The organism is Streptomyces ochraceiscleroticus (assembly GCF_000720485.1).
Taxonomy (GTDB): Bacteria; Actinomycetota; Actinomycetes; order Streptomycetales; family Streptomycetaceae; genus Streptomyces; species Streptomyces ochraceiscleroticus.
Genome location: NZ_JOAX01000019.1, coordinates 34,860 through 59,315, shown reverse-complemented (window position 1 = coordinate 59,315; position 24,456 = coordinate 34,860). Strand labels below are relative to the sequence as shown.

Below are 24,456 nucleotides of genomic sequence, written 5' to 3'. Positions count from 1 at the left end.
GGTTCACCCACCCCTCTGAAGACACAGCTGTGAGCACACAGCGACAGCCGACGAAGCTAGACCTCTTTCGGCGGCTCGCCAATAGCTATGACCGCAAGTCAACAAACTTTGTCCTTGCCGTGGATAAACGAAGATCACGGCGCTACCGTCCCAAGCGGCACACTGCCGAGAGCGCTTTCTGCGAGGGGAGCACGATGACCGGTCCAGTCGAAAACCCCACCGTGCGGGGCACGTTCAGCCGCCGGCTGTTCGCGGGCGGGGCCGCCGCCGCGGCACTCGGCACGATCGGCCTGGCTCCGGCGGCCTCGGCCGCCGCACCGGCCGCCGCGTCCCAGGACGCCGTGCGCAGGGCAGGCGCCGGCGGCGAGGTGAAGCACCTGAAGCTCTACATGGAGCAACTCCCCGACGGAAAGCTCGGCTACGGCCTGGAGAAGGGCAAGGCCACCGTCCCCGGCCCGCTCATCGAGCTCATCGAGGGCGACACCCTGCACATCGAGGTCACCAACACCCTCGACGTCGCGGCCAGTCTGCACGTCCACGGCGTGGACTACGACACCGCCAGCGACGGCACGAAGATGAACCGCAGCCACATCGAGCCGGGCGGCACCCGCACCTACACCTGGCGTACCCACAGACCCGGCAGACGCAAGGACGGCACCTGGCGCCCCGGCAGCGCCGGTTACTGGCACTACCACGACCACGTCGTCGGCACCGAGCACGGCACCGGCGGCATCCGCAAGGGCCTCTACGGCCCGGTCGTGGTCCGCAGGGAGGGCGACATCCTGCCCGACCCGGACCGCCAGTTCACCATCGTCTTCAACGACATGACGATCAACAACCTGCCGAAGGGGCCCGACTTCAAGGCCACCATCGGCGACCGCGTCGAGATCATCATGATCACGCATGGCGAGTACTACCACACGTTCCACGTGCACGGGCATCGCTGGGCCGACAACCGCACGGGCCTGCTGGAGGGCCCGGACGACCCCAGCCGGATCGTCGACAACAAGATCACCGGCCCGGCCGACTCCTTCGGCTTCCAGTTCCTGGCCGGCGAGGGCGTGGGCGCCGGCTCCTGGATGTACCACTGCCACGTCCAGAGCCACTCCGACATGGGCATGGCCGGCATGCTGCTGATCGCCAAGCCGGACGGCACGATTCCCGGACACGACGGGCATCACTGACCGGACCGGGCGCTCCGGCGCGGCATGATCGGGGCATGAGACGTCCCGTCGGCCGGGTGTCCCGGCGCACCGCCGTCCTGGCGACGCTGCTCATCGCGGCCGTCCTGGCCGCGGTACTCGGCACCGTCCCGACCAGCGACAACGCCGCCCCCTGCGCCGCGAGGCAGATCGCCTCCTGGGCCCCCGAGCCCCGCTTCACGAACGCCTTCGCCCGGTACGGCAACGACAACTCCCGGCTGGACGACTGGACCGGCGGCGACGGCACCCACTCCGTACGGCTGCCCGGCGGCCGCGTCCTCTGGCTGTTCTCCGACACCTTCCTCGACCGGATCCAGGGCCCGCCCAACCCCAAAGGGCAGCCGCACTCCTGGCGCCGGAAGGCGGATGGTGGCCTGCCCGGTCTGCTCCGCAACTCACTCGTCCTCGCGGACCCGGCGGGACGCCCGTACCGGACCCTGGTCCGCCGCACGCCGGACGGGCCCGCGGGCTACTTCCCCGACCCGCCGCGTGCACACGGGCCGGCGGGGGCGTGGCGCTGGCCCGTGGCCGCGCGCGTGGAACCCCGTACACCCGGATCATCCGAACGAGTACTCCGCGTCCTTCTGTGGAACCGCGCCCCGGGAACGGGCCCCTGGCTCTTCGGCGAGCCCCGCAGCACCGAGGTCGCCACGCTCTCCCTGCCCCGGCTGCGCCTGGAACGCCTCACCACGGTCGCCGACCGCACGGCCGTGCCGGACCCCGGAGCCCGCGTGCTCTACGGAACGGCGGCCGTACCCGAGGGGCGCTACACCTATGTGTACGGCGGCGACGCCCCCACCGGCCGCCCGGCGGCCCAGGCATACCTCGCCCGGGTCCCCACCGGCCGGCTCGCCGAAGCCCGCGCCTGGCGCTACTGGGACGGCACCGGCTGGCGGGCCGGTGCCGGGCGGGCCGTGCCGGTCCTGCGAAGCGGCGGCCGGCGCGGCGTCGGCAGCGCTTACACCGTCGTCCGGGACGGCGGTACCTGGGTGCTGTTCACCATGGACGCGGCGGGCGGCGGCGGCCGGGGCCTGGCCACCTTCACCAGTTACTGGGCCTGTACCGCACACGGCCCCTGGCACGGCCCGAACGGCGCGGTCACCCCGCCCCGGCCGCCCGACCCGGCGGACTCCGACGAGCGCACCGCGGTCTACAACCCGCAGGCGCACCCGGAGTTCACCGCCCGGCCCGGCCTGCTGCTCAGTTACGACGTCAACACCCTCGGCCCGCCCGGCAGCCCCGCCACCGGCGCGGTCAACGACGATGTGACGCTGTATCGGCCGCGGTTCCTGCGGATCCGGATGACGGGACCTGAGTGAGCGTCAGTTGCCGTCGCCGTACCGGATGAGATCGGCGGCGCGCTCGGCGATCATGATCGTCGGGGCGTTGGTGTGGCCACGGGTGATGTTCGGCATGACCGAAGCGTCCACCACCCGCAGGCCCTCGACGCCGCGGACACGCAGCGTCGGATCGGTCACCGCGTCGTCGCCCGTGCCCATCCGGCAGGTGCCCACCGGGTGGTACAGGGTCTCCGCCAGCGCCCGCACCATGGCCTCGGTCCCGGCATCGTCCGCGGGCTTCGGGCACGGCGGCAATGCGCCGCCGACGTGCGGGCGCAGCGCCGCGGTGCCGTACAGCTCCTCGGCGAAGCGCACCCCCGCGACCATCCGCCGCAGGTCGGCCGGCGCGCTCAGGTACGCGGGCTCGATGCACGGCGGCGCGGCCGGACCGGCGTCGGTCAGCGTGATCCGGCCGTGGCTCTCCGGCTGCAGCAGGATGACCCCGATGGTCACGCCGTGCTCGGCGGGTGGCGTGAGGCCGTGGCCGACGAACGGCACCGGCGCGAAGATCAGCTCCAGGTCCGGCGCCGCCACCTCGGGCGCACTGCGCACGAACGCCACGGCCTCGCCGACGTTCGAGGTCAGCGGGCCGCGCCGGGCAAGCAGATAGCGCGCGATGTTGGCGGGCGTATCGGCGCCGGTGAGCGTGACCGGGTGCTGCGCATACCGCAGTACGGGCACGGAGAGGTGGTCCTGCAAGTGCCGCCCGACGCCCGGCAGATCGGCCACCGGCGCGATCCCCAGCGCCTTGAGGTCCTCGGCGTCCCCGACGCCCGAGCGCAGCAGGAGCTGCGGGGAGCCGATCGCGCCGGCGCTCAGCAGCACCTCGCGCCGGGCCCGCAGCACGCCGTCCGCCAGCTCCACGCCGCACGCCCGGTCCCCGTCGAAGAGGACCCGGCGCGCCTCGCTGTCCGTCAGCACCGTGAGGTTGGCGCGCCGCAGCGCGGGCCGCAGATAGCCGTCCGCCGTGCTCCAGCGCCGCCCGCGCCGCTGCGAGAGCGGGGTCGCCGCGCAGCCGCTGTGATCGGGACCGTTGAGCTCCGGCAGCAGCGGGAGGCCGGATTCCGTACACGCGTCGAGGAAGGCGGTGGAGAGCGGGTGCAGATCGCGTGCCGGGGAGATCCACAGGGGGCCGGCCGAGCCGTGCACCGGCTGCTTCCCCGGCTCGCGGGTCGACGGCGGGCCCGCCCATCGCTCGGCCCGCCGGAAGTAGCGTACGACCTGGTCGTACGACCACTCCTCGCCCGCCGTCGCCGCCCAGGCGTCGTAGTCGTCGCGGTGGCCGCGCACCCACATCATCGCGTTCAGCGAGGACGAGCCGCCGAGAGTGCGGCCGCGCGGCCAGTACAGCTCCCGGCCGTCCAGCGCATCCTGCGCGGTGGTGGTGAAGTCCCAGTCGTACGCCGTCTTGAACAGCTTCGGGAAGGCCGCCGGGATGCGGACCTCCTGTCTGCGGTCACGGCCGCCCGCCTCGACCAGTGCGACCCGCACCGTCGGGTCCTCGGACAGCCGGGCGGCGAGCACACAGCCCGCGGAGCCCGCCCCGACGACGATGTAGTCGTACGTGTAGTCGTACGTTCCCGAAGCCGCGCCCCCGCGCGGTCCTGACCGCCGTACCATCCGCAACTCCCTTGCGCCGTCGGCATGGTGACCGGAGTGATCGCCGACTGCAGCGTAGAGGAACGGGCGCCGCGCGGTCAGGGGTGCGGGGGCGGTGCGGTCAGGAGTGCGGGGCCGCGGTCGGGGTGCTGTCCGGGGCCGCCGTGGGGACGGCACTCGGCGACGCGGACCGCGGCGTGATGTACGGATAGGCGTTGTTGCCGCCGCAGACCAGCGGGCCGACCTCCACGTCCTTGCCGCGCACGGTCACCGGTACCTCCTCGGGCGGCCGGCCGCCGGGCACCTGCCCATTGGCCGCCGTGCACACCAACTGGCTGAGCGCGGGCTGGTCGAGCTTCTCCGGGTCGGCCGGCATGGACACCGTCAGGCGGCCCGCGCGCGAGGCGACCGTGACCCGGCCGCGCAGATCCGGCAGCGCTGTCGTCAGACCCCGCTGCCGCTCGGCCGCGTTCGGGCCCGTCAGCAGCAGGTCGACGGCGCGCTGCGGGGTGGCCGGGCGGTCCGCGGAGCGGGCGGCGGACCGCAGCCCGGTCGAGGCGAGGAAGAAGAGCTGCACGTCGGCGGGGGCCTGCCCGTCCGACTTCAGCCCCGTCGCCGGCTCCCCGGCGTCGATCACATCGCTGGGCTCGATGCCGCAGCCGGCCAGGGCGCCGACGAGCAACGCGGCGAGGACGACGGCCGCCCCGGCTCCCGGGCGCCGGCCCGCCCCTCGTCCCGTGCGTCCGCGCACGCTGCTTCTCACGCCGCCACGCACGCCGCCTCTCAGACTCCCGCTCACGCCTCCTCCTCGCCCGCGCGCAGTGGGAGGTCGATGGTGAAGACGGCGCCGCCCTCCTCGGAGTTGGCCGCGCGCAGGGTGCCACCGTGCAGTCGTACGTTCTCCATGGCGATCGCCAGCCCCAGGCCGCTGCCCTCGGACCGGGCCCGGGCCGAGTCCGCCTTGTAGAAGCGGTCGAAGACGTGCGGCAGCACCTCCGGGTCGATGCCCGGTCCGTTGTCGGCCACCTCGATCTCCAGCCGGCCGTCCTGCGGGGCGCGCAGCCGTACCGCGACGGGCTCGCCCCCGTGGTGCAGCGCGTTGCCGACCAGATTGGCGACCACCACGTCCAGCCGACGCGGATCCAGCCGGGCCCGCACGTCCGCCGCGAGATCGGTCGTCACCCGCTCCTGCCACGCCCTGGCCTGCAGCGTCTTGCGGATCGCCTCGGCCACGTCCACGTCGTACACATGGAGCGCCGCGGCACCCGCGTCGAACCGCGACACCTCCATCAGGTCCTCCACCATGCGGGCCAGTTTGCCGGTCTCCTGGCTGATCAGGCGCACCGCCGACGCGGTGTCCGGGTCCAGCTCCCCGGCCTCCGCGTCCTCGTCCAGCACATCCGTGACCGCGCTCATCGCGGCGAGCGGCGTGCGCAGCTCGTGCGAGACGTCCGCCGCGAACCGCCGCGAGTTGGACTCCAGCCGGCGCAGCTCCGCGACGTTCTCCTCCAGGTGCGCCGCCATGTCGTTGAACGTACGGGACAGCTCGGCCAGTTCGTCCCCGCCCTTGACCTCCAGCCGGGTGTCCAGCTTGCCCTCGGCGAGCCGCCCGGCCGCCTGCCGCAGCTTGCGTACCGGCCGCAGCACGCCGCGGGCCGCGAACAGCGCCGGTACGAGCGCCAGCGCCAGCACGGGCAGCGCGCCCCGCTGCGCGGCGTTCACCAGCTCCTCGACGTTGGCCTCTTCTGCCCGCAGCGGCAGCCGCGCGTACACGGACAGCTTGGACGGGGCGTGATCGTGCGCCCGGGTGACCGGCATGCCGATCAGCAACCACGGCTCGCCGTCGCGCTCGACCCGCTGGAACGCCGGTACATGCCGCTGCTCCACGGACTCCCGCAGCGCGTCGGGCACCGCCACGTCCGCGTCCGAGCCCTCGCCCGGTACGCCTTCGTAGTCCGCCTCGACGTCCCAGTCCCGGGCCTTGCCGGACCGGTCCAACTGCCGGGCGAACTCATCCAGATCGGCCCGGCCGGGCGGCACGGGCAGATCGGGCGCGAGCGAATTGATCTGCGCCCGCAGATCGTTGATGGCGGTGTCCTGCGACCGCTCCAGGATCGCGTTCCGCGCCTCCCGGTACGTGAGCGCGGCAGTCGTCAGCGCGCTGACGGCCGCGACCAGCAGGAACGCCACGACCAGCCGGGCCCGCAGACCACGCAGCAACTGTCGCAGCCGGGTCCGGCGGGACTCATCGGACCGTGCGACCGGCGCGGCCGTTCCCGTCTCCGCTCCCGTCACAGCGGGCCGAAGCGGTAGCCGAAGCCGCGGACCGTCTGGACGTACCGCGGGCTGCGCGGGGTGTCCTCGATCTTCGTCCGCAGCCGCATCACACACGCGTCCACCAGCCGCGCGTCCCCGTGGTAGCTGTGCTCCCACACGTGCTCCAGCAACTGCTGACGGCTGAACACCTGCCCCGGCGCCGCCGACAGGAAGAGCAGCAGCTTCATCTCCGAGGGTGCCAGCGCCAGGTCCTGGCCGTTCTTGGCCACCACCAGCCCGGCCCGGTCCACGACCAGTTCGCCGTGTGCCTCCACGGGTACCGGCCCCGGCTCCTGCGGCCCGGCATCGCCGAGCGCGGGCGGCGCCGTACGCCGCAGTACCGCCCGGATGCGGGCCTCCAGCACCTCGCCACGGGCGGGCTTCACGATGTAATCGTCCGCGCCCGCCTCCAGGCCGAGCACCACATCGAGGTCGTCACCGCGCGCCGTGAGCATGATGATCGGCAGTTGCCGGTCGGCCCGGATACGGCGGCACACCTCGAAGCCGTCCTTGCCCGGCAGCATCAGGTCCAGCAGCACGATGTCGGGCCGGAAGGCCGGCAGCGTGGTCAGCCCCTCCTCGCCGCTGGCCGCGGCCGCCACCTCGTGGCCGCGCCGCCGCAGCGCGAGCGAGACCCCGTGCCGAACGGCGGCGTCGTCCTCGATGAGCAGTACTCGTGGCATGCGACCAGTATCGATACGTTTCTTGACGGGTCGGTAACAGGGGCGCCCGGCGGGGCCCGTCGGACCCTCTCGGGTCGCTCAGCCCTCCCGGCCCTCTTGGCTTCTCAGCTCTCCCGGCTCGCTCGGCTTTCTCAGCTTTCGCCGCCGAGCAGCTCCGCGAGGCCGCCGTCCACGTCGAGCTGCTCCTCGCCGGCGGGCACCGCCTCGTACGCGCGCGCCAGGAACAGCCGGATGTCGGCGGAGCTCATCTGAACCATCGCGACACCGTCCGCCACGTGCAGCTCCAGTACGGTCCGGTCGCCGCCGAGCGGCCGCACCCGTACGTCGCCGGTGCCCGCCGCCCCGCGCAGCCCCTCGGAGAGGAGCTCCCGTGCGAACGTCCACTCCACCGCGGCGCCGTCCAGCGAGATCTCCGGCGGAAAGGACATCCGCACGGCCAGCGGGTCGGCCGGGTGGTAGTGCAGGGTGGCGGGCACCGGACGCGACCCCGGTGCGGTCGCGATCAGACGGACCTGTACGGCTTGGTCGATGGCGCTCTGCATCGCGGCTGCTCCCTTACGGCTGTCGGGTCGTGATGGTGGCCGGGTGTGCACACGGCTCACTCTCCTAGACGCTGTGCCCGGGTGAGCCGTGCCTGTGACAGGGGTGTGATCTATGTCATGTCAGGTGTGAACCGTGTCATCTGGGGGAGGCGCCCACATTCGGCCCCCTCCCGGTCTGGTGTGTCAGATACGGAATATCAGGTGCTCGTACCGGGTGTGCACCCGGGGCCCGGCTTTCACGTCCGGATCCCGCCTTTCCTGCCCGGATTCCGGCTTTCCTGACCGGGTTCCGCCCTTCACGCCCAGGTCCTGCCGTTCACGCCCGGGTTTCACCTTTCGCGCCGGGCTCCCGGCTTTTCTCGAACGGGTTTGGCCGTTTGTGCTCGGGTCTGGCATTTCGCGCCTGGGTTTGTTCTTTCGCGCCCAGTACCCGGCTTTCGCACCCGGTTTTGACTTTTCGTACCCGGCGCCCGGCTTTCACGCCTCGCGCAGCAGTGCCGCGAGGTCGGCGTCCACGTCCAGGAAGCGGGGCTCGGCGCCGCGGGGTACCACCAGGTAGGCACTCGCCAGGAAGCGCCGGAGATCGGCCGAGGCGAACCGGACCATCGCCATGCCGTCAGCGGCGTGGAACTCCAGCATCGTGTGGCGCGGGCCGCACGGCCAGGCGTGCACGTCCCCGTCCCCGGCCGGCCCCAGCAGCCCCTCCGCCAGCAGATCGCGGCCGAACGTCCAGCGGACCTCCGCACCGTCCAGGGAGGCCGCGGCCGGGAAGATCGCCTGGACGGCGAACGGATCGGTGCTCTTGTAGCGCAGACGGGCGAGGACGGCACGCGACTGCGGTTCCGTCGCGATGAGGCCGGCCTGAACAGCGTGGTCGATGATGTCCGGCATCGTCGGCTCCCTGGTGTCTGTCCGGTGCGGTTCCTTGCCTGTACGACATCTATGACGGCCGCATCGTTACGGCAGTGCACCGGATTTCCGCGTGAGCTGCGTCACGGGCCCTGAGGGGAAACGGACAACCGCTCCTCACACCGACCGCGCACCGTCTCCCGGAGGCAGTGGCCGGGAGCGAGACGCGTTCGCTCTCCGCCGGTTCCCGTACGCATTCCGGCGCCCGGGGCGACCGCCGGATACGCCGAACGTACCGGCCGTCGCCACCGAGCGTACGTACGCCACTCCGGAGCGGAGCCGTGCCGGAGTCGGTCGTACGATCGGCCACCGCGCCGGTTACCGGTCGTACAACTGGAAACTGGTCCTAGGATCGCCAACTGTTCCTACGATCGATAACCGGTCCTACGACCGGTACTGCTCCACCTGGGACGACGGGCGGACGGCCGCCTCGTCCGGGTTCTGCCCGAACTCGCTCTTGGCGCGCCGCTGCCGCAGCAGGTCCCAGCACTGGTTGAGCTCGCGTTCCAGCGCCGCGAGCTGCGTGCGCTCCTCGTCACCGCTGCTCTCCTCGGTGGCGATGCGCTCGCGCAGCGCCTTCTCGGTCTCCACCATCGCCGCGATACGGGAGAGGATCTCCTGCTGGTCCATGGGTCACTCCTCACTACCGGACAAGCCCCTGGGCCTTTACGGCTCACTGTAGGAAGCGGCGCACCCGGCCGCGATTCGGCGCGGCGAGGCTTTGTCCCGACGGCCGGGCCGGGGGCCCCGACGGCCGGGGCCGCTCTCAGGTACGAGGGGCGCCCAGCCTTCCTTCGAGGTGCAGCAACAGGTCGGAGAGGGTCGTGGAGAGGTTCCCCAGCTCCTCGCCGGACAGCCCGGACAGCAGGCTGGACTCGAACGAGAGCTGATCGGGCAGCAGCCGGTCGATCAGCTCGCGGCCCTGGTCGGTGAGGCTGAGGTGGGCGACCCGGCGGTCGCGCGCGTCGGCGCGCCGGGCGACCAGGCCGCGTTCCTCCAGCAGCCGCAGCCGCTTGGTGACGGCGGCGCCCGACGCGAACGTCTCCCGCGCGAGCTGCCCCGGCGTCAGCTCGCGTCCGGTGCGCCGCAGCGTGCCGAGCAGGTCGAATTCGGCGCGGGTCAGCCCCTCCTGTACGAGGGGAGCGTCCACCGCCTGCTGGAGCAGCGCGGAGCAGCGGTTGAGCCGTCCGATCACGGCCATCGGCCCGGTGTCGAGACCGGGATGCACCTGCTGCCACTGCCGCAGTACCCCTGCGACGATGTCCTCGGCCACGCTCAGCTCTCCTTCGTCCGCCGTTCTTCCGCGCCCATTCTGCCCACGGGGCGCGCACCCGTGTCTCACGCCGGGGCCGGACCACCGACGCTGTTGCCTCGTACGCCTGGCGCGTACGTCCGGTTGGTAGGGCAGGTCCGTACGACTGGCGCGTACGACAGGTCTGTGCGACTCGCGTGTACACCTGCTGCGTACGACTGGTGCGTGCGACCTGTGCGTACGCCTGGTTCGTACGCCTGGGTTGTGTGCCTGTCTGGTACTGCTGGCAGCCGCTGGGCACTGGGCGCTGGGTCGCTACGCCGCCAGCGTCGGCGCGGTGAGGAGCCGGACGAGGCGGGCGAGGGTGCGGTGGCCGTCGCGCTCGGTGAGGGCGACGCGCTCGGCGGGCAGGGCGCGCTGCCACCACTCGCCCGAGGCGACCTCGACGGCCTCGCGCAGTTCGACCAGCGCCGCCGCGAGCCGGTCGCGGGCCCAGCCCGCTTCGCGTCCTGCCTCGCATCCCGCCTCGTGTCCCGCTTCGTACCGGCCCCCGTTTCCCGTCTCGGGGTCGTCCGGCAGGTCCGCCTCGAGCACCGCGGCCGCCGCTTCCCGGGCCGCGACGACGCGGGCCACCGCGGCCTCGATGCGGTCGGTGGCGCGCCGGTTGGTCACCAGTACGCAGCAGACCAGGCCGATGACCGCGCCGACCACTGTGTCCACCCACCGGTCGCGGACGAGGACGCCCGCGGGCATCGCGTTGCCGAAGGAGGTGAGCAGCAGTGCCATCGGGGTGACGCAGACGGAGCCGAGCCAGTAGTTGCGGGGAATCCACGCCTCAGCGCCGATCTGGAAGAGGAGCACCAGCAGCACCATCGCCAGGTGACCGGTGTGGATCACCGGCAGCAGCGCGGTGAAGAGCAGCAGCCCGAGGAGGTTGCCCAGGGCACGCTGAACGGCGCGCTGCCAGGAGAGCGTGGTGTTGGCCTGGAAGACCGAGGCCGCGGTGACCACCGCCCAGTACGGGTGCTCGGAGCCGACGGCCATGGAGGCCCAGCCCGCGAGCGTACAGCCGATCATGACGCGCGCCCCTATCGGCAGCAGCGGCGAACCGGGCCGTAGCTGCTTCAGTACGGGCCGGAAGCCGCGCAGGTGGTCGGGGGAGGGACGGCGCAGATCGACCGCGCCACCGTCCGGTCCGGACCCGGCAGCGGTCCGGGCCAGTGCTTCCTGCCCCGCCCCGGCCAGTGCCGCCTGGTCGGCAGCGATGCCCGCCAGTTCCGCGGCCTGCCCGGCGTCCAGTGCGACCTCGGGGAGCGGCCGGCCGCGGCGCAGGTCCTGTGCCCAGGCGTCGAAGCGCGCGGCGTCCGCGGCGCGGGCACCGGCGGCCGGCTCGGCCAGGGCGGATTCGGCGTGGATGAGCAGGCGCTCCAGGCGGGCCCTGGCGGTGTACTTGGCCGCGCTGCGGGCCGGTACGAGGAACAGCGTCTGCCAGCCGGCGTTGACCGCGGCCGAGGTGGCATGGCGGGGGCCGGCGGCGTCGGGTGCGGCACGCAGCAGTCCGGCCGCGGCCTCCAGCGCCCGCGCCGTGGCGATCCGCTGCGGTCCCTCCGGCCGTACGAGCCAGGGCGCCATGCACACCAGCCACGCGACGGCGCCGCCCGCGACGGCGAGCAGCAGGTGGAAGGGGATCAGGCCCGGCTGCTGCGGCACGAAGAAGGCGGAGGCCGAGATGAAGGTGATGATGAGGTTGCCGGGCGGTCCGATACGGGTCGCGTCGCACATCATCTTGTGCACCGCCGCCAGCGCCGAGGCGATCAGCACGAGCAGCATGGTGTTGCCGATGAAGGCGGAGCTGACCAGCCCGACGGCAAGGCTGGCGATCATGGAGAGGACCACCCAGGCGACGGTCCGGGCGCGCGCGGCGTACGGCTTGTTGTGCCCGTAGAGTGCGCACATCGCACCGGCCGAGGTGTAGAGGACCAGGTCCATCCGGTCCAGGGCGAGCAGCGCCAGGTCGGGCACGGCAATCGCGACGGCCGCGCTGAACGCGGGCTTGTGCCAGTGCCGCCTCTCCAGCGGACGACGCAGCCGCACGGTGCTCTTGACCGGCAGTGGCCGCGTCCGGATGACGCCGCCGACGTTCTTCGTGTCGCTCTTGGCGTGGTTCTTCGTGTCCTTTTGTCTCAGTCGTGTCGGTCCAGCGTGCTTGCCCATACATAAAGATTAGCAGGTGTTTTACTAGTGAAGAATTAGGCCGGGGTGAGGGACGCGTCACGGGCGCCGTCGGTCGGGGGCGGATCAGCCCGAGGCGCAGCCGCCATGGGCTGATCACCAGCCGCCGTCAGCCCGTCCTTACGTGCTGTGCGTCTTCCTCATCAGCAGGGACGATTCTTGACGTACAGCGCCCGCGGGTCGCGGTCCGTTCCGTAGCGCACGTTCTTCGTCGTGTCCTTCTTGAGTCGGCCGCGCTTATCGGGGCGCGCCGGTACGACGACGGTGTAACAGGCGGTCCGCCTGTCGCACAGGTTCGTCAGCCGGACGTACCGCTTGTGCTTCTTCGTGAAGTACTTGACCACCTTGACGCACTGCGGTGCCCGCTGGTGCCCGGACGCGGCGGCGGCCGGCTCCGCCGACGCTATCCCCAGCGCCCCGCTCAGCGCGGCGGCAGTGACGACTGCAGCCAGAAATCTACGCATGGGTCCCCCCGTGATCGGTCCACTTGACTATCGCATTTTCCGCGAGCCGGACAAGGGGCACCCCACCCGTGCAAGGGAGCACGCTGCGGTACGGGGGGCACGCGGGGCGCCCGGCACGGGAGCACGCCCACGAGGACGCTCCGCCCGTGCTGCGGCCACCGACCGACCGGGGCGTCGTCGGTCAGTGGATGCCGGTCGTCGATTGGCTACAGGTGGTCGATCCGTAGGTACCGCAACGCCCGAGCCGTCAGCGCCATGACGTCCTCCGCCCCGTCTCCCCGTGCCCAGTACTCCATCGCCACCGTGATCGCATCGATCAGCGCCGCGGCCAGCAGCCGGGTCTCCATGCTCTCGGGATCGCCGCCGGTACGCGGCGCGAGCACCGGCGCCAGCCGGTCCTGCAGCTCCCGCCCGGCTGCCAGCCAGCGCGTACGGAGTGCCGGTACCGAGTCCATCACCCGGAGCAGCCGCCGCGCCCGGTCCGCGTCCGCCAGGCGGCGCAGGGACGCCGCCTCGGCGAACGCCGCCTCGACGGCCTTGCTCAGCGGCTCCTCGGCAGGCCGCGCCGCCAGCTCGTCGGCGAGACCGCTGACGCTCGAGGTGAAGACCGGCGTGAGCGCGTCCTCCTTCGCCGGGCAGTACCGGTAAAAGGTACGCAGCGAGATACCGGCCGCCCCCGCGATGTGCTCGACCGTCGTCGCCTCGTACCCACGCTCGGAGAACAACTCCGCCGCCGCCTCGGCAATCGCCATCCGAGTCGCCTGACGCCGCGCTTCGCCGATCGACGGCCGCCCCCGCCCTGCTGCCATGTGCGTCGCCCCTCTCCCGCCGCGCCCTGCCGCCCGTACTCCGGCGTCGCCCCCGGAACCTCGTCACTCTGCCACAGCCCCCCCACGCCACTCACCTCACCTGCGCCACAGATTGGGCGTGCCTCTTCGGACCGCACCCGAGCGTCTCTCCCCCCGTCCCTCTCGCCACCCCCATCCCTTACCGCCCTTATTGGCACGCCATGCCATTTAACCTAGGTTGGTCACTCCACTCGCCCGAGGCCGGCGGTGCCGGCAGCGAAGGAGCCACCGACCATGCCCTCTGCCTCGCGCACTTACCTCGTCACCGGAGCGGCATCAGGCATCGGCGAGGCCACCGCGGCCCGCCTCCGCGCGGAGGGCCACACCGTCATCGGTGCCGACCGGACCATCGAGGCAGCCGGCGTCGCGATAGCGGCCGACCTCGCCACGGAGCAGGGCCGCGCCGAACTGGCCGCCCGCGCCCGGGAATTCGCCGGTGGCCGGCTCGACGCCGTCATCGCCTGCGCCGGCCTCGCGCACTTCACGCCCGACACCCTCAAGGTCAACTACTTCGGTGCGGTCGCCACCCTGGAACGCCTGCGCCCGCTGCTCGCCGCCGGCACCGACCCGCGCGCGGCCGTTGTCGCCTCCGTCGCCGCCGTGCACCCCTCCGATCCGGCTGTCGTTGACGCCGCACTGGCCGGTGACGAGGCGGCGACGACCACTGCGGCGCAGAGCGCCATCGACCGGGGCGAGGGATACCTCCTCTACGGCTCGTCCAAGGCGGCCATCGCCCGCTGGGTACGGCGCACCGCGGTCACCCCCGACTGGGCGGGCGCCGGCATCCCCCTGAACGCCATCGGCCCCGGCACCGTCCTGACCCCGATGACCGAAGGCATGCTCGCCGACCCCGCCACGCGCCAGGCCGTCGACACCGCCGTCCCGATGCCGCTCCACGGTTACGCCCGCCCCGAACAGGTCGCCCCGCTCCTGACCTGGCTCACCTCACCCGAGAACACCCACGTGACCGGCCAGCTCCTCTTCATAGACGGCGGCGCCGAAGCCCTCCTCCGCCCCACGTAACGGCCGCCCCCGGCGGACCCACAGCGGCCCACAGCGGACGCCGGCCATGGCGCATGGGATGGACGTACGACACCCGTGCCCCCGGTCGTCGCGGCCGCGACAGCACCGACCCCGTCACGCTGCTCTGCCCGCGCCGGCCCCGCCGTGCCGCTCAGGCCCCGCCACTCCTCGACACGCCCCCGCCTCGGCCCGCCCGGGCCCCCGTCACGCCCCGCCTCAGGTGGCGGGGCCCTCGTCACATCCCTGCCTCAACCCGCGAGGGCCCTTGTCACGCCCCCGCCTCAACCCACGAGGGCCCTCGTCACATCCCCGCCGCAGGCCGCGGGGCCCTCGTCGCGTCACCGCTCGGGCTGCGCGGGCCCTCGTCCCGCTCCCCGCCTCAGGCCGCGCGCCCCCGTCACATCTCCGCTCGGGCCGCGCGGGTCCCGTCACGTTGCCGCCGCAGGCCACGGGGGCCCTCGTCACGTCCCCGCTCGTGCCGCGCGGGCCCCCGTCAAGTCACCGCTCAGGCTGCGCCGGCCCTCGTCCCGCCGGTCAGGCCGCGCCGGCCCTCACCGTGCCGCTCGGGCTGCGTCGGTCCCCGTCACGCCGCTCTGGCCACTCCTCGCCGCGTCGCTCAGGCCATGCCAGACCTCGTCGCGCAGCTCGGACCGCACCGGCCCCCATCACGCCTCGTCAGTCCTCCGCAATCGTGACCGTCTCATGGTGCTGGGCCGAGGCGGTGATGACGCGCAGGCCGCGGTCGGTGAACTCCTTTCTGGCGGATTCATCCGCCCTGTCGTCGGTGATGAACGTGTCAAACACATCGGCGTCGCCGACCCGGGCGAAGCAGCGGGCGCCGATCTTGGACGAGTCCGCGACGACGACGGCTCGCCGGGACCGCTCGGCCATGAGGCGGTTGACGCGGGCCTCCGCCTCGTCGTGCACGGTGGCCCCCATCTGCGGGTCCATGCCGTTCGCGCCGATGAACGCGATGTCCACGGAGATCTGCTGCAGCACCAGCTCACTGAACGGGCCGACCAGCTCGAACGACCGCGACTGTGCGACGCCACCCGTCAGCACGATCTTGATCTGTGGCCGTACGGCGAGCTCGTTGGCGATGTTGAGCGAGTTCGTGACGATCGTCAGGTGCGGCTGCGGACCGGCCTCCGCGAACTCCGGCCGGGTCGCGAGGACCCGGGCGATCTCCGTGGTGGTCGTACCGCCGCTGAGCCCGACAACGTCGCCGCGCTCGACCAGCCTGGCCGCCGCCTGGGCCACCGCCTCCTTCTCCGCCGCGCGATGGGCGTGCTTGTAACGGATGGGCAGGTCGTACGCCACGGAACTCAGCACCGCACCGCCACGCGTCCGGGTGAGCAACTGCTGCTCGGCCAGCGCGTCCATGTCGCGGCGCATCGTCGCGGCCGAGACCTCCAGCGCGGTCGCCGCCTCGTCGACTTCCACCCTGCCGCGTTCCCCGAGCAGCTCCAGCAGGGCATTCATCCGTTCATGGCGCTTCATGCGAAGACCCTAACCGCCGCCTGTACGCCGCTCGTAGCGCTGGTGCGTTGGCGCCGGCGTCAGCCCCGGCGCCGGGCGTGGGCGTGAACGTCGGCGCCGGCCTCGGCGTCAGCCGCGGGCCGAGGCCGCGGGGGAGTACTGGCCCGGGAGCGCCGTCGTCCCGCCGAGGACACTCAGTATTCGGGCCGCCTCGTCGGCGACCGCCGCCCGGGCCGGCTTGATGTACTTCCGCGAGTCCACCAGGTCCGGGTCGCCGGCCAGCGTGTCCCGGAGGGAGCGGGTGAAGACCGAGACCAGGTGGGTCGAGATATTGATCTTCGTCATGCCGGCGGCGATCGCCCGGCGCAGCTCTTCGTCAGGTACGCCCGAGGAGCCGTGGAGTACGAGCGGAACCGGCAGTTTCTCGTGCAGTTCGGCGATGAGCTCCTTGTCCAGTACGGCCGTGCGCTCCCGCATGGCGTGCGACGACCCGACCGCCACGGCGAGCGCGTCGACCCCCGTGGCCGTGACGTAAGCCAGTGCTTCCTTCGGGTCGGTGCGCACGCCCGGTGCGTGGACACCGTCCTTGCCGCCGACCTCGCCCAGCTCCGCTTCGACGTACACGTCCCGGTCGTGGCACCAGGCGGTCAGCTCGGCGGTGGTCGCGACGTTCTCCTCGTAGGGGAGGGCCGAGGCGTCGACCATCACCGAACTCACCCCGGCCGCGACTCCCTCGTGCACCAACTGCGGCTGGGTGATGTGGTCCAGGTGCACCGCTGTCCGTGCGGGGGAGGCTTCCGCGAGCGCGAGGGTGGCCCGGGTGATCGGCAGCAGGCTGCCGTGATAGCGGATGCAGTTCTCACTGATCTGGAGGATGACCGGGATGCCCGTACGCTCGGCGGCGGTGACCAGCGCCTCGGCGGTCTCCAGGTGGATGACGTTGAACGACACCGCGCCGACCCGTGCCTCATCGGCGGCCTGGACTATCTCTGACGTGGGGACGAGGGGCATGGAGCCGGCCTCCCTGGCGTATGGACGGGTGAGGAAAGACAGTCAGGTCAGGACACAGGGCAGGGCAGTTGGGAATCAGGGGGCCATCGGGTGATCAGGGGGCCGATGGGGCGTTGTCGAGCATGACCGAGCGGGTGAGGCTGCGGGGGTTGTCGGGGTCCAGGCCGCGGGCGCGGGCTCGGGCCAGTGCGACGCGGTGGATCAGTACGAGGTCTGCGAGCGGGTCACGGTCGTGCGTCACGAAACGGGCGCCGGTCCGGGTGACCTCCTCCGCCAGCCCGTCCGGCGCGTCGCCGAAGAGCCAGGTGACGCGGCCCGGAGCGGCTATGGATATCGGGCCGTGCCGGTACTCCATGGCCGGGTAGGACTCGGTCCAACTCTGGGACGCCTCGCGCATCTTGAGCGCCGCCTCGTTGGCCAGGCCGACGGTCCATCCGGTGCCGAGGAAGGAGAACTGCTCGGCGTCGATCCACTCCTGCGCGACGGGGGTGGTCAGTGCTTCCTCGGCGTCGCGTATCGCCGAGGAGAGGTCTTCGCCCAGATGGGCGCGGAGCAGGGCCAGGGCCGTGGTGGCGAACCGGGTCTGTACGACGGAGCGTTCGTCGGCGAAGGGCAGCGCGACGGTCTCGTCGGAGAGCCTCCTCGCCGGGGTGTCCTGGTCTCCGAGCAGGGTCACCGTGGGAATCCGGCCGCGGGCGGCCTCGAGTATGCGCAGGACCTCTGTCGTGGTCCCGGAGCGGGTGATGGCCACCACCGCGTCATAGCCGCGGTCGGCGCCGAGGAAGCTCTCGGAGGCGGGGAAGGCGTCGGTGACGCCGGCGCCGTTGGCTTCGCGCAGCGCGGCGTACGACTGCGCCATGAACCATGACGTGCCGCAGCCGATGACCGCGACGCGCAGGCCGTGCTTCGGCAGTGGGCCGTCTTCACCGCCGAGGCGCGCGGCCTCGCGCCACGTCTCCGGCTGGCTGCTCAGCTCCTGCTCCATGTACGACGTGCCGGTCATGGTGATCCCGCCCCTCCGTCTGTCGGTCAATCCCGGTGCCGGTCGGTTGGTGATTCGGTCGGATTGCGTTGTGCGCGTTGGCGCCGAGCTAGTGAGTGAAAGTGCAATATTCGACCTCGTTGCAATCAACTGTACGCATGAGCGAGAGGGTGTGCCATCCCTCGTTCGGGTCAGCTGTGTGGGGGCGTGGATGAAAGAGGAGGGGTGCGCGGGCCGGTTCCGGCCGCACACCCCTCTGTCGGGCTTCGTCTGAGCTCTGCTGTTGTCCGGCTGGTTCCGGTCGTTGTCAGGTGGGCTGCTGCTGTCGGTAGCTCGCCAGGCCCGCGACGGTCTTGGTGGCGATGAACTCCGTGATCCGGTATTCGCACACGCCGGCCGTGACGAACGGGTCCTCCTGGGTGATCTTCTCCGCGGTGGCGCGGTCGTCGACCGAGGCGATGATGACGCCGTCGTCGCGGGGCTGCTTGCGGCCCGAGGCGAGGAAATGCCCTGCGGCGAAGTGCTGCTCCACCCAGGCGACGTGCTGGTCGAGCGCGGCCTCCACGCGGTCGAGGGGAGCGGTGTAGGTCAATTCGAGTACGAACATCTCTGGAATATAGGGCAGGTGGAACGGGCGACGGCGCGGTGGGTGACGGGGTGGAGGGGTGGCCGCAGGAGGGCGAAGGACGGCCAGGAGAGCGGTCGGAAGGACGGTCGGGAGGGCGATCGGGTGGTCCGTTCGCAGCAGTGGGTGGGGCGTCGCGTGGCGGGCGGTCGGAGGGCGGCCGAGGATGGAGGCCGCACCTGTCTCCTCACGGTTGGGAACAGCACATGATGCGTCGTCTCACTGTCATGCTCACCGCTCTCTTCGCCGCCGGGCTCCTCGCCACAGGGTCCGCCGTCGCGGCGCCCGCCGACGAACCGGACCAGCTGACCCCGCGCGAGCAGGCGGGGCTGGAGTTCGCCGGCGACGTGCTCGGCGCGCTCTTCGGTGGCGGTCAGGGCTGACGCCTCGCGGCCGCGCCGGCGCCGCACCATAACGCCGGCGCCGCACAGTAACGCGCCGTACAAGAACGCCGGCACCGCGAGTGGCCCACGGCTCGCCTTCGTCCGTTCTCAGGGGCCGTTCACCTCGTTGGCGATGTGGTGGGCCCAGTCGCGGACGCGGGTCATGTCCTGGTGCTCGGCGTACGGGTCCCGGTTGTCGTCGGGCCGGGCCCGGTCCTGGTCCCGATCCCGGTCCGCCGCTGAGCGGTCGAGCAGTCCGCGGAGGCGGCGGGCGGGGCGGACCGGGCCGTCGGCGGAGCCGTAACGCCCCGGGCGACCGCGGCGACCGGAGCGGCTGCCGAACGTGATGTGCCCGCGGGCGCCCGCCCGGTTCATCGCGCGGCTCGCGCCCGGCACCGGCGGCACGTCGGGCTCGCTCGCCGAGGTACTCGAAGGGCCGCTGCTGAACAGCCAGACCGGGCGGGAGCGAAGCTGCGCTGCGTGCCGGCGGGCGAAGCGGCGGGCATCGCGGTGCCAGCGGTTCGCGCGGAGCGCGCCGCCGAGGACGACGGCGTCGTACGGGCCCACGCTGACGACCTCCGCCGCCGGGCGCAGTTCCGTATCGAAGCCGTCCTCGCGCAGCACGGCGGCTATTTCCTCCGCGATGCCCTGGGTGAATTCCGCCTTGATGCCGTAGGCGTAGGCGATCAGTACGCGGTACTTGGCCATGGCGCTTCCTGGGGGCCGGGGCTTGGTGCCGGGGTCGGCGATGGATCTGCTCCGGCTAGCCGCCGGGGAGCTCCTCCGGCTCGCGATCGGGCTCCGGCCCCCGCTCCCGGTCCCGTACGCGTTCCGCGATGACCGCGGCCTGGATGCGGCGGCCGACCTTGAGCTTGGTCAGGATGGCGGAGATCCGGTTCTTGACGGTCTTCTCGGCGAGGAAGAGGCGGTCGGCGATCTGGCGGTTCGTCAGGCCCTCGCCGATCAGGTCCAGGATCTGCCGCTCCCTGGGGGAGAGCCGGGCCAGTTCCGGCGGGCCGGCGGGCGCCACCGGGCCACGTACGCGGGCCAGGACGCGGGCGGTGGCGCCGGGGTCCAGCATCGACTGGCCGGCCGCCACCGTCCGTATGGCCGTCACCAGGTCGGAACCCTTGATCTGTTTCAGTACGTACCCCGCGGCGCCGGCCATGATGGCGTCGAACAGCGCCTCGTCGTCGTCGAAGGACGTGAGTATCAGGCAGGCCAGGCCGGGCAGCGCGCCGCGCAACTCCCGGCAGACGCCGATGCCTTCGTGGTCGCCGCTGTCGGTACTGGAGCCCAGGCGTACGTCGAGCACCGCGACGTCCGGCCGCAGTGCGGGGGCGCGGGCGAGCGCCTGGCGGGCGTCGGCCGCGTCGCCGACGACGGTCAGGTCCGGCTCGGCGTCCAGGAGGTCGCGCAGGCCGCGGCGGACCACTTCGTGGTCGTCCAGCAGGAAGACGCGGATGGGGGATGCCTTCGCACCGCCGGGCTCCGTCATGGTCTCGGCTCCGTCCTTGTCCTTGTCCGGGCGCGGTGTCGACCGGGGCTGTCGAGTCCCCCGGGCCGACCACCCCAGCCTGGTGCACCCGCGCCCGCATCACCATGGGCCGACAAGCCCCATCCGGGACCGGAGAGCCCTCGGCAAGAAGGCCGGCGCTCGGCAAGAAGGCCGGCCCGCGACTGCCAGGTCAGTCCGCGACCGTATGAGCCTGCGGACAGGCTTTCTTCACGCGGGTCTTGATCCACTTGATGTGGGTGAGGGTTTCCTTGTGGTGGGCCGTCACTTCAGTGATCAGCCTTCCGTGGCGGTGCGGTGCGGGGGAGCTGCCGCCGCGGGTTCCCGCCCGGTGGCGGATTGCACCTGCCCGTACTCGGAGCGGGCCCTGCCCGTACTCGGGCCGCCGTTGCGCCCGGTACGCGTACTCGGGGCCAGCCTTGCGCCCGCTACGGGGGGCGAGGGGACGCGACACGCGTCGGGGGCGGCACGCCACCTGGACGCCGCCTCTCCACACCGGGACCCGCAACCGCTCACCAAAGGTTCAGCACCCGCTCGGCAACCCCCTGCAACCCTTGTCGCCCCCGCGGCCCGGCAGCAGATTGGCCGCACCGACGTCACCCCTACGTAGCACCGGCCTCACGCTGCCGACACATGACGGGCGCCGGGCGCCTGCCGCGCCGCGCCCGTCTCCGCCCAGGAGACAAGGAGCTGCCATGACCGAGACCGCGCCCGCCCGACCGGCGCCGGGCCTGGACGACAAGGCCCTGCTCACGGCCTACCGGACGATGCGGACCATCCGCGTCTTCGAGGAGCGGCTGCACGAGGAGTTCGCGACCGGCGACATCCCCGGCTTCGTCCACCTGTATGCGGGCGAGGAGGCGTCGGCCACCGGGGTGTGCATGCATCTCGACGACGACCGGGACGCCCTCTCCAGCACCCATCGCGGCCATGGCCACTGCATCGCCAAGGGCGTGGACGTGAAGGAGATGATGGCCGAGATCTACGGTCGTACCTCCGGGTCCTGCCACGGCAAGGGCGGCTCGATGCACATCGCCGACCTGAGCAAGGGCATGCTCGGCGCCAACGGCATCGTCGGCGGTGGTCCGCCGCTGATCTGCGGCGCCGCGCTGGCCGCCAAGCTGCGCGGCGACGGCGGCGTGGGCGTTGCCTTCTTCGGGGACGGCGGCAGCAATCAGGGCACCACGCTGGAGTCACTGAACCTGGCATCGGTGTGGAACCTGCCCGCCGTCTTCATAGCGGAGAACAACGGGTACGCCGAAGCCACCTCGGCGGCGTGGTCCGTGGGCGGCGGCGACATCGCGAACCGGGCCGCGGCCTTCGGTATGCCGGGTGTCATCGTCGACGGCTTCGACTTCTTCGCCGTGCACGAAGCGGCCGCCGAGGCCGTGGAGCGGGCCAGGAACGGCGGCGGCCCCACCCTCATCGAGGTCAAACTCACCCGCTACTACGGCCACTTCGAGGGCGATCAGCAGACGTACCGGTCCACCGAGGTCGCCGAGGCCCGGGAGACGCTGGACTGCCTCAAGCAGTTCCGCCGCCGGGTGACGGAGTCCGGGCAGCTCGCCGCGGACCAGCTGGACCAGGTGGACGCCGAGGTCGGCCGGCTGATCGACGAGGCCGTCGCGGAGGCCAAGGCCGCGCCCCTGCCCACCCGCGCCGACCTGGAGACCGACGTCCACATCTCGTACTGACCGCCCCATCACCGACGTTCACCGACGTACATACGGAGGCAGCACCGTGGCACGCACGATCAGCTATCGCGAGGCGCTCAACGAGGCGCTGATGCAGGAGATGGAGCGGGACAGCTCGGTCATCGTGATGGGCGAGGACAACGCGGGCGGCGCGGGTGCGCCCGGCGAACCGGACGCCTGGGGCGGCGTACTGGGCGTCACCAAGGGCCTGTACCCGAAGTTCCCGGGTCGGGTGCTGGACACCCCGATCTCGGAGTCGGCGTTCGTCGGTGCCGCGGTCGGCGCCGCGACCCGTGGCCTCCGGCCGGTGGCCGAGCTGATGTTCATCGACTTCATGGGCGTCTGTTTCGACCAGATCTTCAACCAGGCGGCGAAGTTCCGGTACATGTTCGGCGGCAAGGCCGTCACGCCGGTTGTCATCCGCGCCATGTACGGCGCGGGGCTGCGCGCCGCCGCCCAGCACTCGCAGGCGCTGTACCCCTTGTTCACCCACATCCCGGGCCTGAAGGTCGTCATCCCTTCCTCGCCGTACGAGGCCAAGGGGCTGATGATCCAGTCGATACGGGACGACGACCCGGTGATTTTCTGCGAGCACAAGGCGATGTACGACACCACGGGGGAGGTGCCGGCGGAGAGTTACACCATCCCGTTCGGCGAGGCCAACGTCGTACGCGAGGGCGACGACGTGACCGTCGTGGCCTTCGGGCGGATGGTCTCCGTCGCCGAGCAGGCCGCCGACGAGCTGGCGAAGGCGGGCGTGGGCTGCGAGGTCATCGACCCGCGCACCACCAGCCCGCTGGACGCCGACACGATCATCGAGAGCGTGGAGAACACCGGCCGGCTCGTCGTCGTCGACGAGTCCACGCCACGCTGCTCCATGGCCACCGACGTCTCCGCGCTGGTCGCCAAGGAAGCCTTCGGATCGCTGCGCGCGCCCATCGAGATGGTGACGGCGCCGCATACGCCCGTACCGTTCAGCCCGGTCCTGGAGGACCTGTACATTCCGGACGCCCAGCGGGTCGTCAATGCCGTGAAGTCCGTCACCGGCTGGGAGCGTTGATCATGGCCGACGACCGTATCGGGCGCGTTGCGATGCCCAAGTGGGGCCTGTCGATGAAGACCGGCAAGATCATGGAGTGGGTGGTCGCCGAGGGCGACGAGGTCGAGGCGGGCGACGACCTGGCCGAGATCGACACCGACAAGATCGCGGGGACGCTGGAGGCCGTGGACGGGGGAGTGCTGCGGCGCATCGTCGTCGAGGCCGGCGCCGAAGCGCCCGTGGGCTGCACCATCGCCGTCGTCGCCCCCGCCGACGTACCGGACGCCGACATCGACGCGGTCGTGAAGGAAGCCGAGGAACAGCTCGCGAGCGGCGCCGTGGAGGAGGACGAGGGACCGCGGCAGCGGACCGCGGAGGTCGGCGGGCGCGCGGTCTCGTACACCACCATGGGCGACGGCGAGGACGTCGTCGTCCTGGTGCACGGATACGGCGGCGACAAGGACTCCTGGCTGTTCGTGCAGGAACCGCTCGCCCGGAGCCGTACCGTGCACGCCCTGGACCTGCCGGGCCACGGCGACTCCGCGAAGGACGTGGGCGACGGCAGCCTCGGCACCCTGGCGGACACCGTGCTCGGCTTCCTGGACGCGCTCGGCATCCAGCGCGCGCACCTGGTCGGGCACTCGCTGGGCGGCGCCGTGGTCACCGCGGCGGCGGCCGCGGCCCCCGACCGCGTACGGTCCCTGACCCTGGTCTCGCCCGCCGGGTACGGCCCGGAGATCGACGCCGATTACCTGCGCGGCTTCGCCTCGGCCGGCACCCGGCGCGAGCTCAGGCCGCACCTGCTCAAGCTGTTCGCCGACCCCGGCCTGGTCAACCGCCAACTGGTGGACGACCTGCTGAAGTACAAGCGGCTGGACGGCGTGGACCGGGCGCTGCAAACGCTGCTCGGCACCCTGCTGGACGGCGAGCGGTCCGCGCTGGACGTGGCCGCGCTGCCGGCGAAGGCCGGCGTGCCCACGGTCGCCGTCTGGGGCCGCGCCGACCAGGTGATCCCGGTGGCCGGCGCCGAGTCCCTGCGGCCGTTCGCGACCGTCCACGTCGTCGACGGCGCGGGCCACATGGCGCAGATGGAGACGCCCGCCGCCGTGGTCGCGGCCGTCGAGGAGGCCGCGGGCCGCGCATGAAAGCCGCCGCCGGCCGGACCGTACCGACGCGCCCGCCCCGGTCCGGCCGGCGGCCCCTCCGTACTCCGCACGGCCCACCCTCCCTGTGTCGTCCCCCTCGTCCGGTCAGGTCGCGGGCGAGGGGTTTACCCCGCCGCGCGCCCGGCGCACCATGGGGTTGCCCGGCGGCCTG

24 protein-coding genes are annotated in these 24,456 nt (G+C 72.2%); 7 read left to right on the top strand and 17 right to left on the bottom strand.

What is annotated here, in order from left to right:
- Positions 1 to 194 precede the first annotated feature (194 nt).
- Together IG84_RS0122815 and IG84_RS0122810 are read left to right on the top strand one after the other, a co-directional pair.
- Positions 195 to 1,184, top strand: coding sequence for a multicopper oxidase domain-containing protein (locus IG84_RS0122815; RefSeq protein WP_031060324.1), 990 nt, complete (start codon positions 195 to 197; stop codon positions 1,182 to 1,184).
- A gap of 35 nt (positions 1,185 to 1,219) precedes the next feature.
- On the top strand, positions 1,220 to 2,521 hold the full coding sequence (locus tag IG84_RS0122810) for a DUF4185 domain-containing protein (RefSeq protein WP_031060322.1): 1,302 nt from the start codon (positions 1,220 to 1,222) through the stop codon (positions 2,519 to 2,521).
- 3 nt (positions 2,522 to 2,524) lie between these two features.
- Here IG84_RS0122810 and IG84_RS0122805 read toward each other — a convergent pair whose 3' ends face one another.
- From IG84_RS0122805 to IG84_RS0122755, 11 genes are all read right to left on the bottom strand, one after another.
- Positions 2,525 to 4,162, bottom strand: coding sequence for a GMC family oxidoreductase (locus IG84_RS0122805; RefSeq protein ID WP_051862251.1), 1,638 nt, complete (start codon positions 4,160 to 4,162; stop codon positions 2,525 to 2,527).
- Positions 4,163 to 4,262: 100 nt separating this feature from the next.
- Entirely contained in the window at positions 4,263 to 4,892 is a 630-nt protein-coding gene (locus IG84_RS0122800) for a hypothetical protein (RefSeq protein ID WP_037800759.1), read from the bottom strand.
- Positions 4,893 to 4,936: 44 nt separating this feature from the next.
- Positions 4,937 to 6,436 carry an ATP-binding protein gene (locus IG84_RS0122795; RefSeq protein WP_051862250.1) on the bottom strand — a complete coding sequence of 500 codons (1,500 nt, stop codon included), beginning with the start codon at positions 6,434 to 6,436 and terminating at the stop codon, positions 4,937 to 4,939.
- Positions 6,433 to 7,140, bottom strand: coding sequence for a response regulator transcription factor (locus tag IG84_RS0122790; RefSeq protein WP_031060316.1), 708 nt, complete (start codon positions 7,138 to 7,140; stop codon positions 6,433 to 6,435). The genes IG84_RS0122795 and IG84_RS0122790 overlap by 4 nt, the downstream gene beginning before the upstream one ends.
- A 131-nt stretch (positions 7,141 to 7,271) precedes the next feature.
- Positions 7,272 to 7,682, bottom strand: coding sequence for a spore wall synthesis regulator SsgD (gene ssgD, locus IG84_RS0122785; protein WP_031060313.1), 411 nt, complete (start codon positions 7,680 to 7,682; stop codon positions 7,272 to 7,274).
- 477 nt (positions 7,683 to 8,159) lie between these two features.
- Positions 8,160 to 8,573, bottom strand: a complete 414-nt coding sequence (ssgD, locus tag IG84_RS0122780; RefSeq protein ID WP_031060309.1) for a spore wall synthesis regulator SsgD — start codon at positions 8,571 to 8,573, stop codon at positions 8,160 to 8,162.
- 402 nt (positions 8,574 to 8,975) lie between these two features.
- On the bottom strand, positions 8,976 to 9,221 hold the full coding sequence (locus IG84_RS0122775; protein ID WP_031060300.1) for a DUF2630 family protein: 246 nt from the start codon (positions 9,219 to 9,221) through the stop codon (positions 8,976 to 8,978).
- Positions 9,222 to 9,357: 136 nt separating this feature from the next.
- The gene (locus IG84_RS0122770) at positions 9,358 to 9,864 is read right to left on the bottom strand and encodes a MarR family winged helix-turn-helix transcriptional regulator (protein WP_031060298.1); all 507 of its coding nucleotides are present in this window, start codon (positions 9,862 to 9,864) and stop codon (positions 9,358 to 9,360) included.
- A 294-nt stretch (positions 9,865 to 10,158) separates the two neighbouring features.
- The gene (locus IG84_RS0122765; RefSeq protein ID WP_078649235.1) at positions 10,159 to 12,057 is read right to left on the bottom strand and encodes an FUSC family protein; all 1,899 of its coding nucleotides are present in this window, start codon (positions 12,055 to 12,057) and stop codon (positions 10,159 to 10,161) included.
- Positions 12,058 to 12,218: 161 nt separating this feature from the next.
- On the bottom strand, positions 12,219 to 12,539 hold the full coding sequence (locus IG84_RS0122760; RefSeq protein WP_031060292.1) for a hypothetical protein: 321 nt from the start codon (positions 12,537 to 12,539) through the stop codon (positions 12,219 to 12,221).
- Positions 12,540 to 12,745: 206 nt separating this feature from the next.
- On the bottom strand, positions 12,746 to 13,291 hold the full coding sequence (locus IG84_RS0122755; protein WP_051862248.1) for a TetR/AcrR family transcriptional regulator: 546 nt from the start codon (positions 13,289 to 13,291) through the stop codon (positions 12,746 to 12,748).
- A gap of 330 nt (positions 13,292 to 13,621) precedes the next feature.
- On the opposite strand from IG84_RS0122755, the gene IG84_RS0122750 reads away from it, so the two are divergent.
- Positions 13,622 to 14,410 (top strand): SDR family oxidoreductase, encoded by a 789-nt coding sequence (locus tag IG84_RS0122750; protein ID WP_031060286.1) that lies wholly within the window; start codon positions 13,622 to 13,624, stop codon positions 14,408 to 14,410.
- A 675-nt stretch (positions 14,411 to 15,085) separates the two neighbouring features.
- On the opposite strand, the gene IG84_RS0122745 is transcribed toward IG84_RS0122750, so the two are convergent.
- From IG84_RS0122745 to IG84_RS0122730, 4 genes are all read right to left on the bottom strand, one after another.
- Positions 15,086 to 15,910 (bottom strand): DeoR/GlpR family DNA-binding transcription regulator, encoded by an 825-nt coding sequence (locus IG84_RS0122745; RefSeq protein ID WP_051862247.1) that lies wholly within the window; start codon positions 15,908 to 15,910, stop codon positions 15,086 to 15,088.
- Positions 15,911 to 16,018: 108 nt separating this feature from the next.
- Complete coding sequence (locus tag IG84_RS0122740; protein ID WP_031060281.1) at positions 16,019 to 16,900, bottom strand: class II fructose-bisphosphate aldolase; 882 nt, start codon at positions 16,898 to 16,900, stop codon at positions 16,019 to 16,021.
- 94 nt (positions 16,901 to 16,994) lie between these two features.
- On the bottom strand, positions 16,995 to 17,903 hold the full coding sequence (locus IG84_RS0122735; protein ID WP_031060277.1) for an SIS domain-containing protein: 909 nt from the start codon (positions 17,901 to 17,903) through the stop codon (positions 16,995 to 16,997).
- Between the two features lie 286 nt (positions 17,904 to 18,189).
- A complete protein-coding gene (locus IG84_RS0122730) occupies positions 18,190 to 18,489 on the bottom strand; it encodes a YciI family protein (protein ID WP_031060274.1) in 300 nt (99 codons plus the stop codon).
- 245 nt (positions 18,490 to 18,734) lie between these two features.
- Here IG84_RS0122730 and IG84_RS41635 point away from each other — a divergent pair, with 245 nt between their 5' ends.
- Entirely contained in the window at positions 18,735 to 18,890 is a 156-nt protein-coding gene (locus IG84_RS41635; RefSeq protein WP_169749893.1) for a hypothetical protein, read from the top strand.
- A 108-nt stretch (positions 18,891 to 18,998) separates the two neighbouring features.
- Here IG84_RS41635 and IG84_RS42650 read toward each other — a convergent pair whose 3' ends face one another.
- A complete protein-coding gene (locus IG84_RS42650; protein WP_051862245.1) occupies positions 18,999 to 19,598 on the bottom strand; it encodes a flavodoxin domain-containing protein in 600 nt (199 codons plus the stop codon).
- 55 nt (positions 19,599 to 19,653) lie between these two features.
- A complete protein-coding gene (locus IG84_RS0122715; protein WP_031060268.1) occupies positions 19,654 to 20,388 on the bottom strand; it encodes a response regulator in 735 nt (244 codons plus the stop codon).
- Between the two features lie 713 nt (positions 20,389 to 21,101).
- On the opposite strand from IG84_RS0122715, the gene IG84_RS0122705 reads away from it, so the two are divergent.
- Genes IG84_RS0122705 through IG84_RS0122695 form a run of 3 tightly spaced genes read left to right on the top strand, consistent with a single transcriptional unit; the run spans position 21,102 to position 24,284 of the window.
- Entirely contained in the window at positions 21,102 to 22,100 is a 999-nt protein-coding gene (locus IG84_RS0122705) for a thiamine pyrophosphate-dependent dehydrogenase E1 component subunit alpha (protein WP_037800758.1), read from the top strand.
- Between the two features lie 46 nt (positions 22,101 to 22,146).
- Positions 22,147 to 23,160 (top strand): alpha-ketoacid dehydrogenase subunit beta, encoded by a 1,014-nt coding sequence (locus tag IG84_RS0122700; protein WP_031060262.1) that lies wholly within the window; start codon positions 22,147 to 22,149, stop codon positions 23,158 to 23,160.
- Positions 23,161 to 23,162: 2 nt separating this feature from the next.
- A complete protein-coding gene (locus IG84_RS0122695; protein ID WP_031060260.1) occupies positions 23,163 to 24,284 on the top strand; it encodes an acetoin dehydrogenase dihydrolipoyllysine-residue acetyltransferase subunit in 1,122 nt (373 codons plus the stop codon).
- The last annotated feature ends 172 nt before the right edge of the window (positions 24,285 to 24,456 follow it).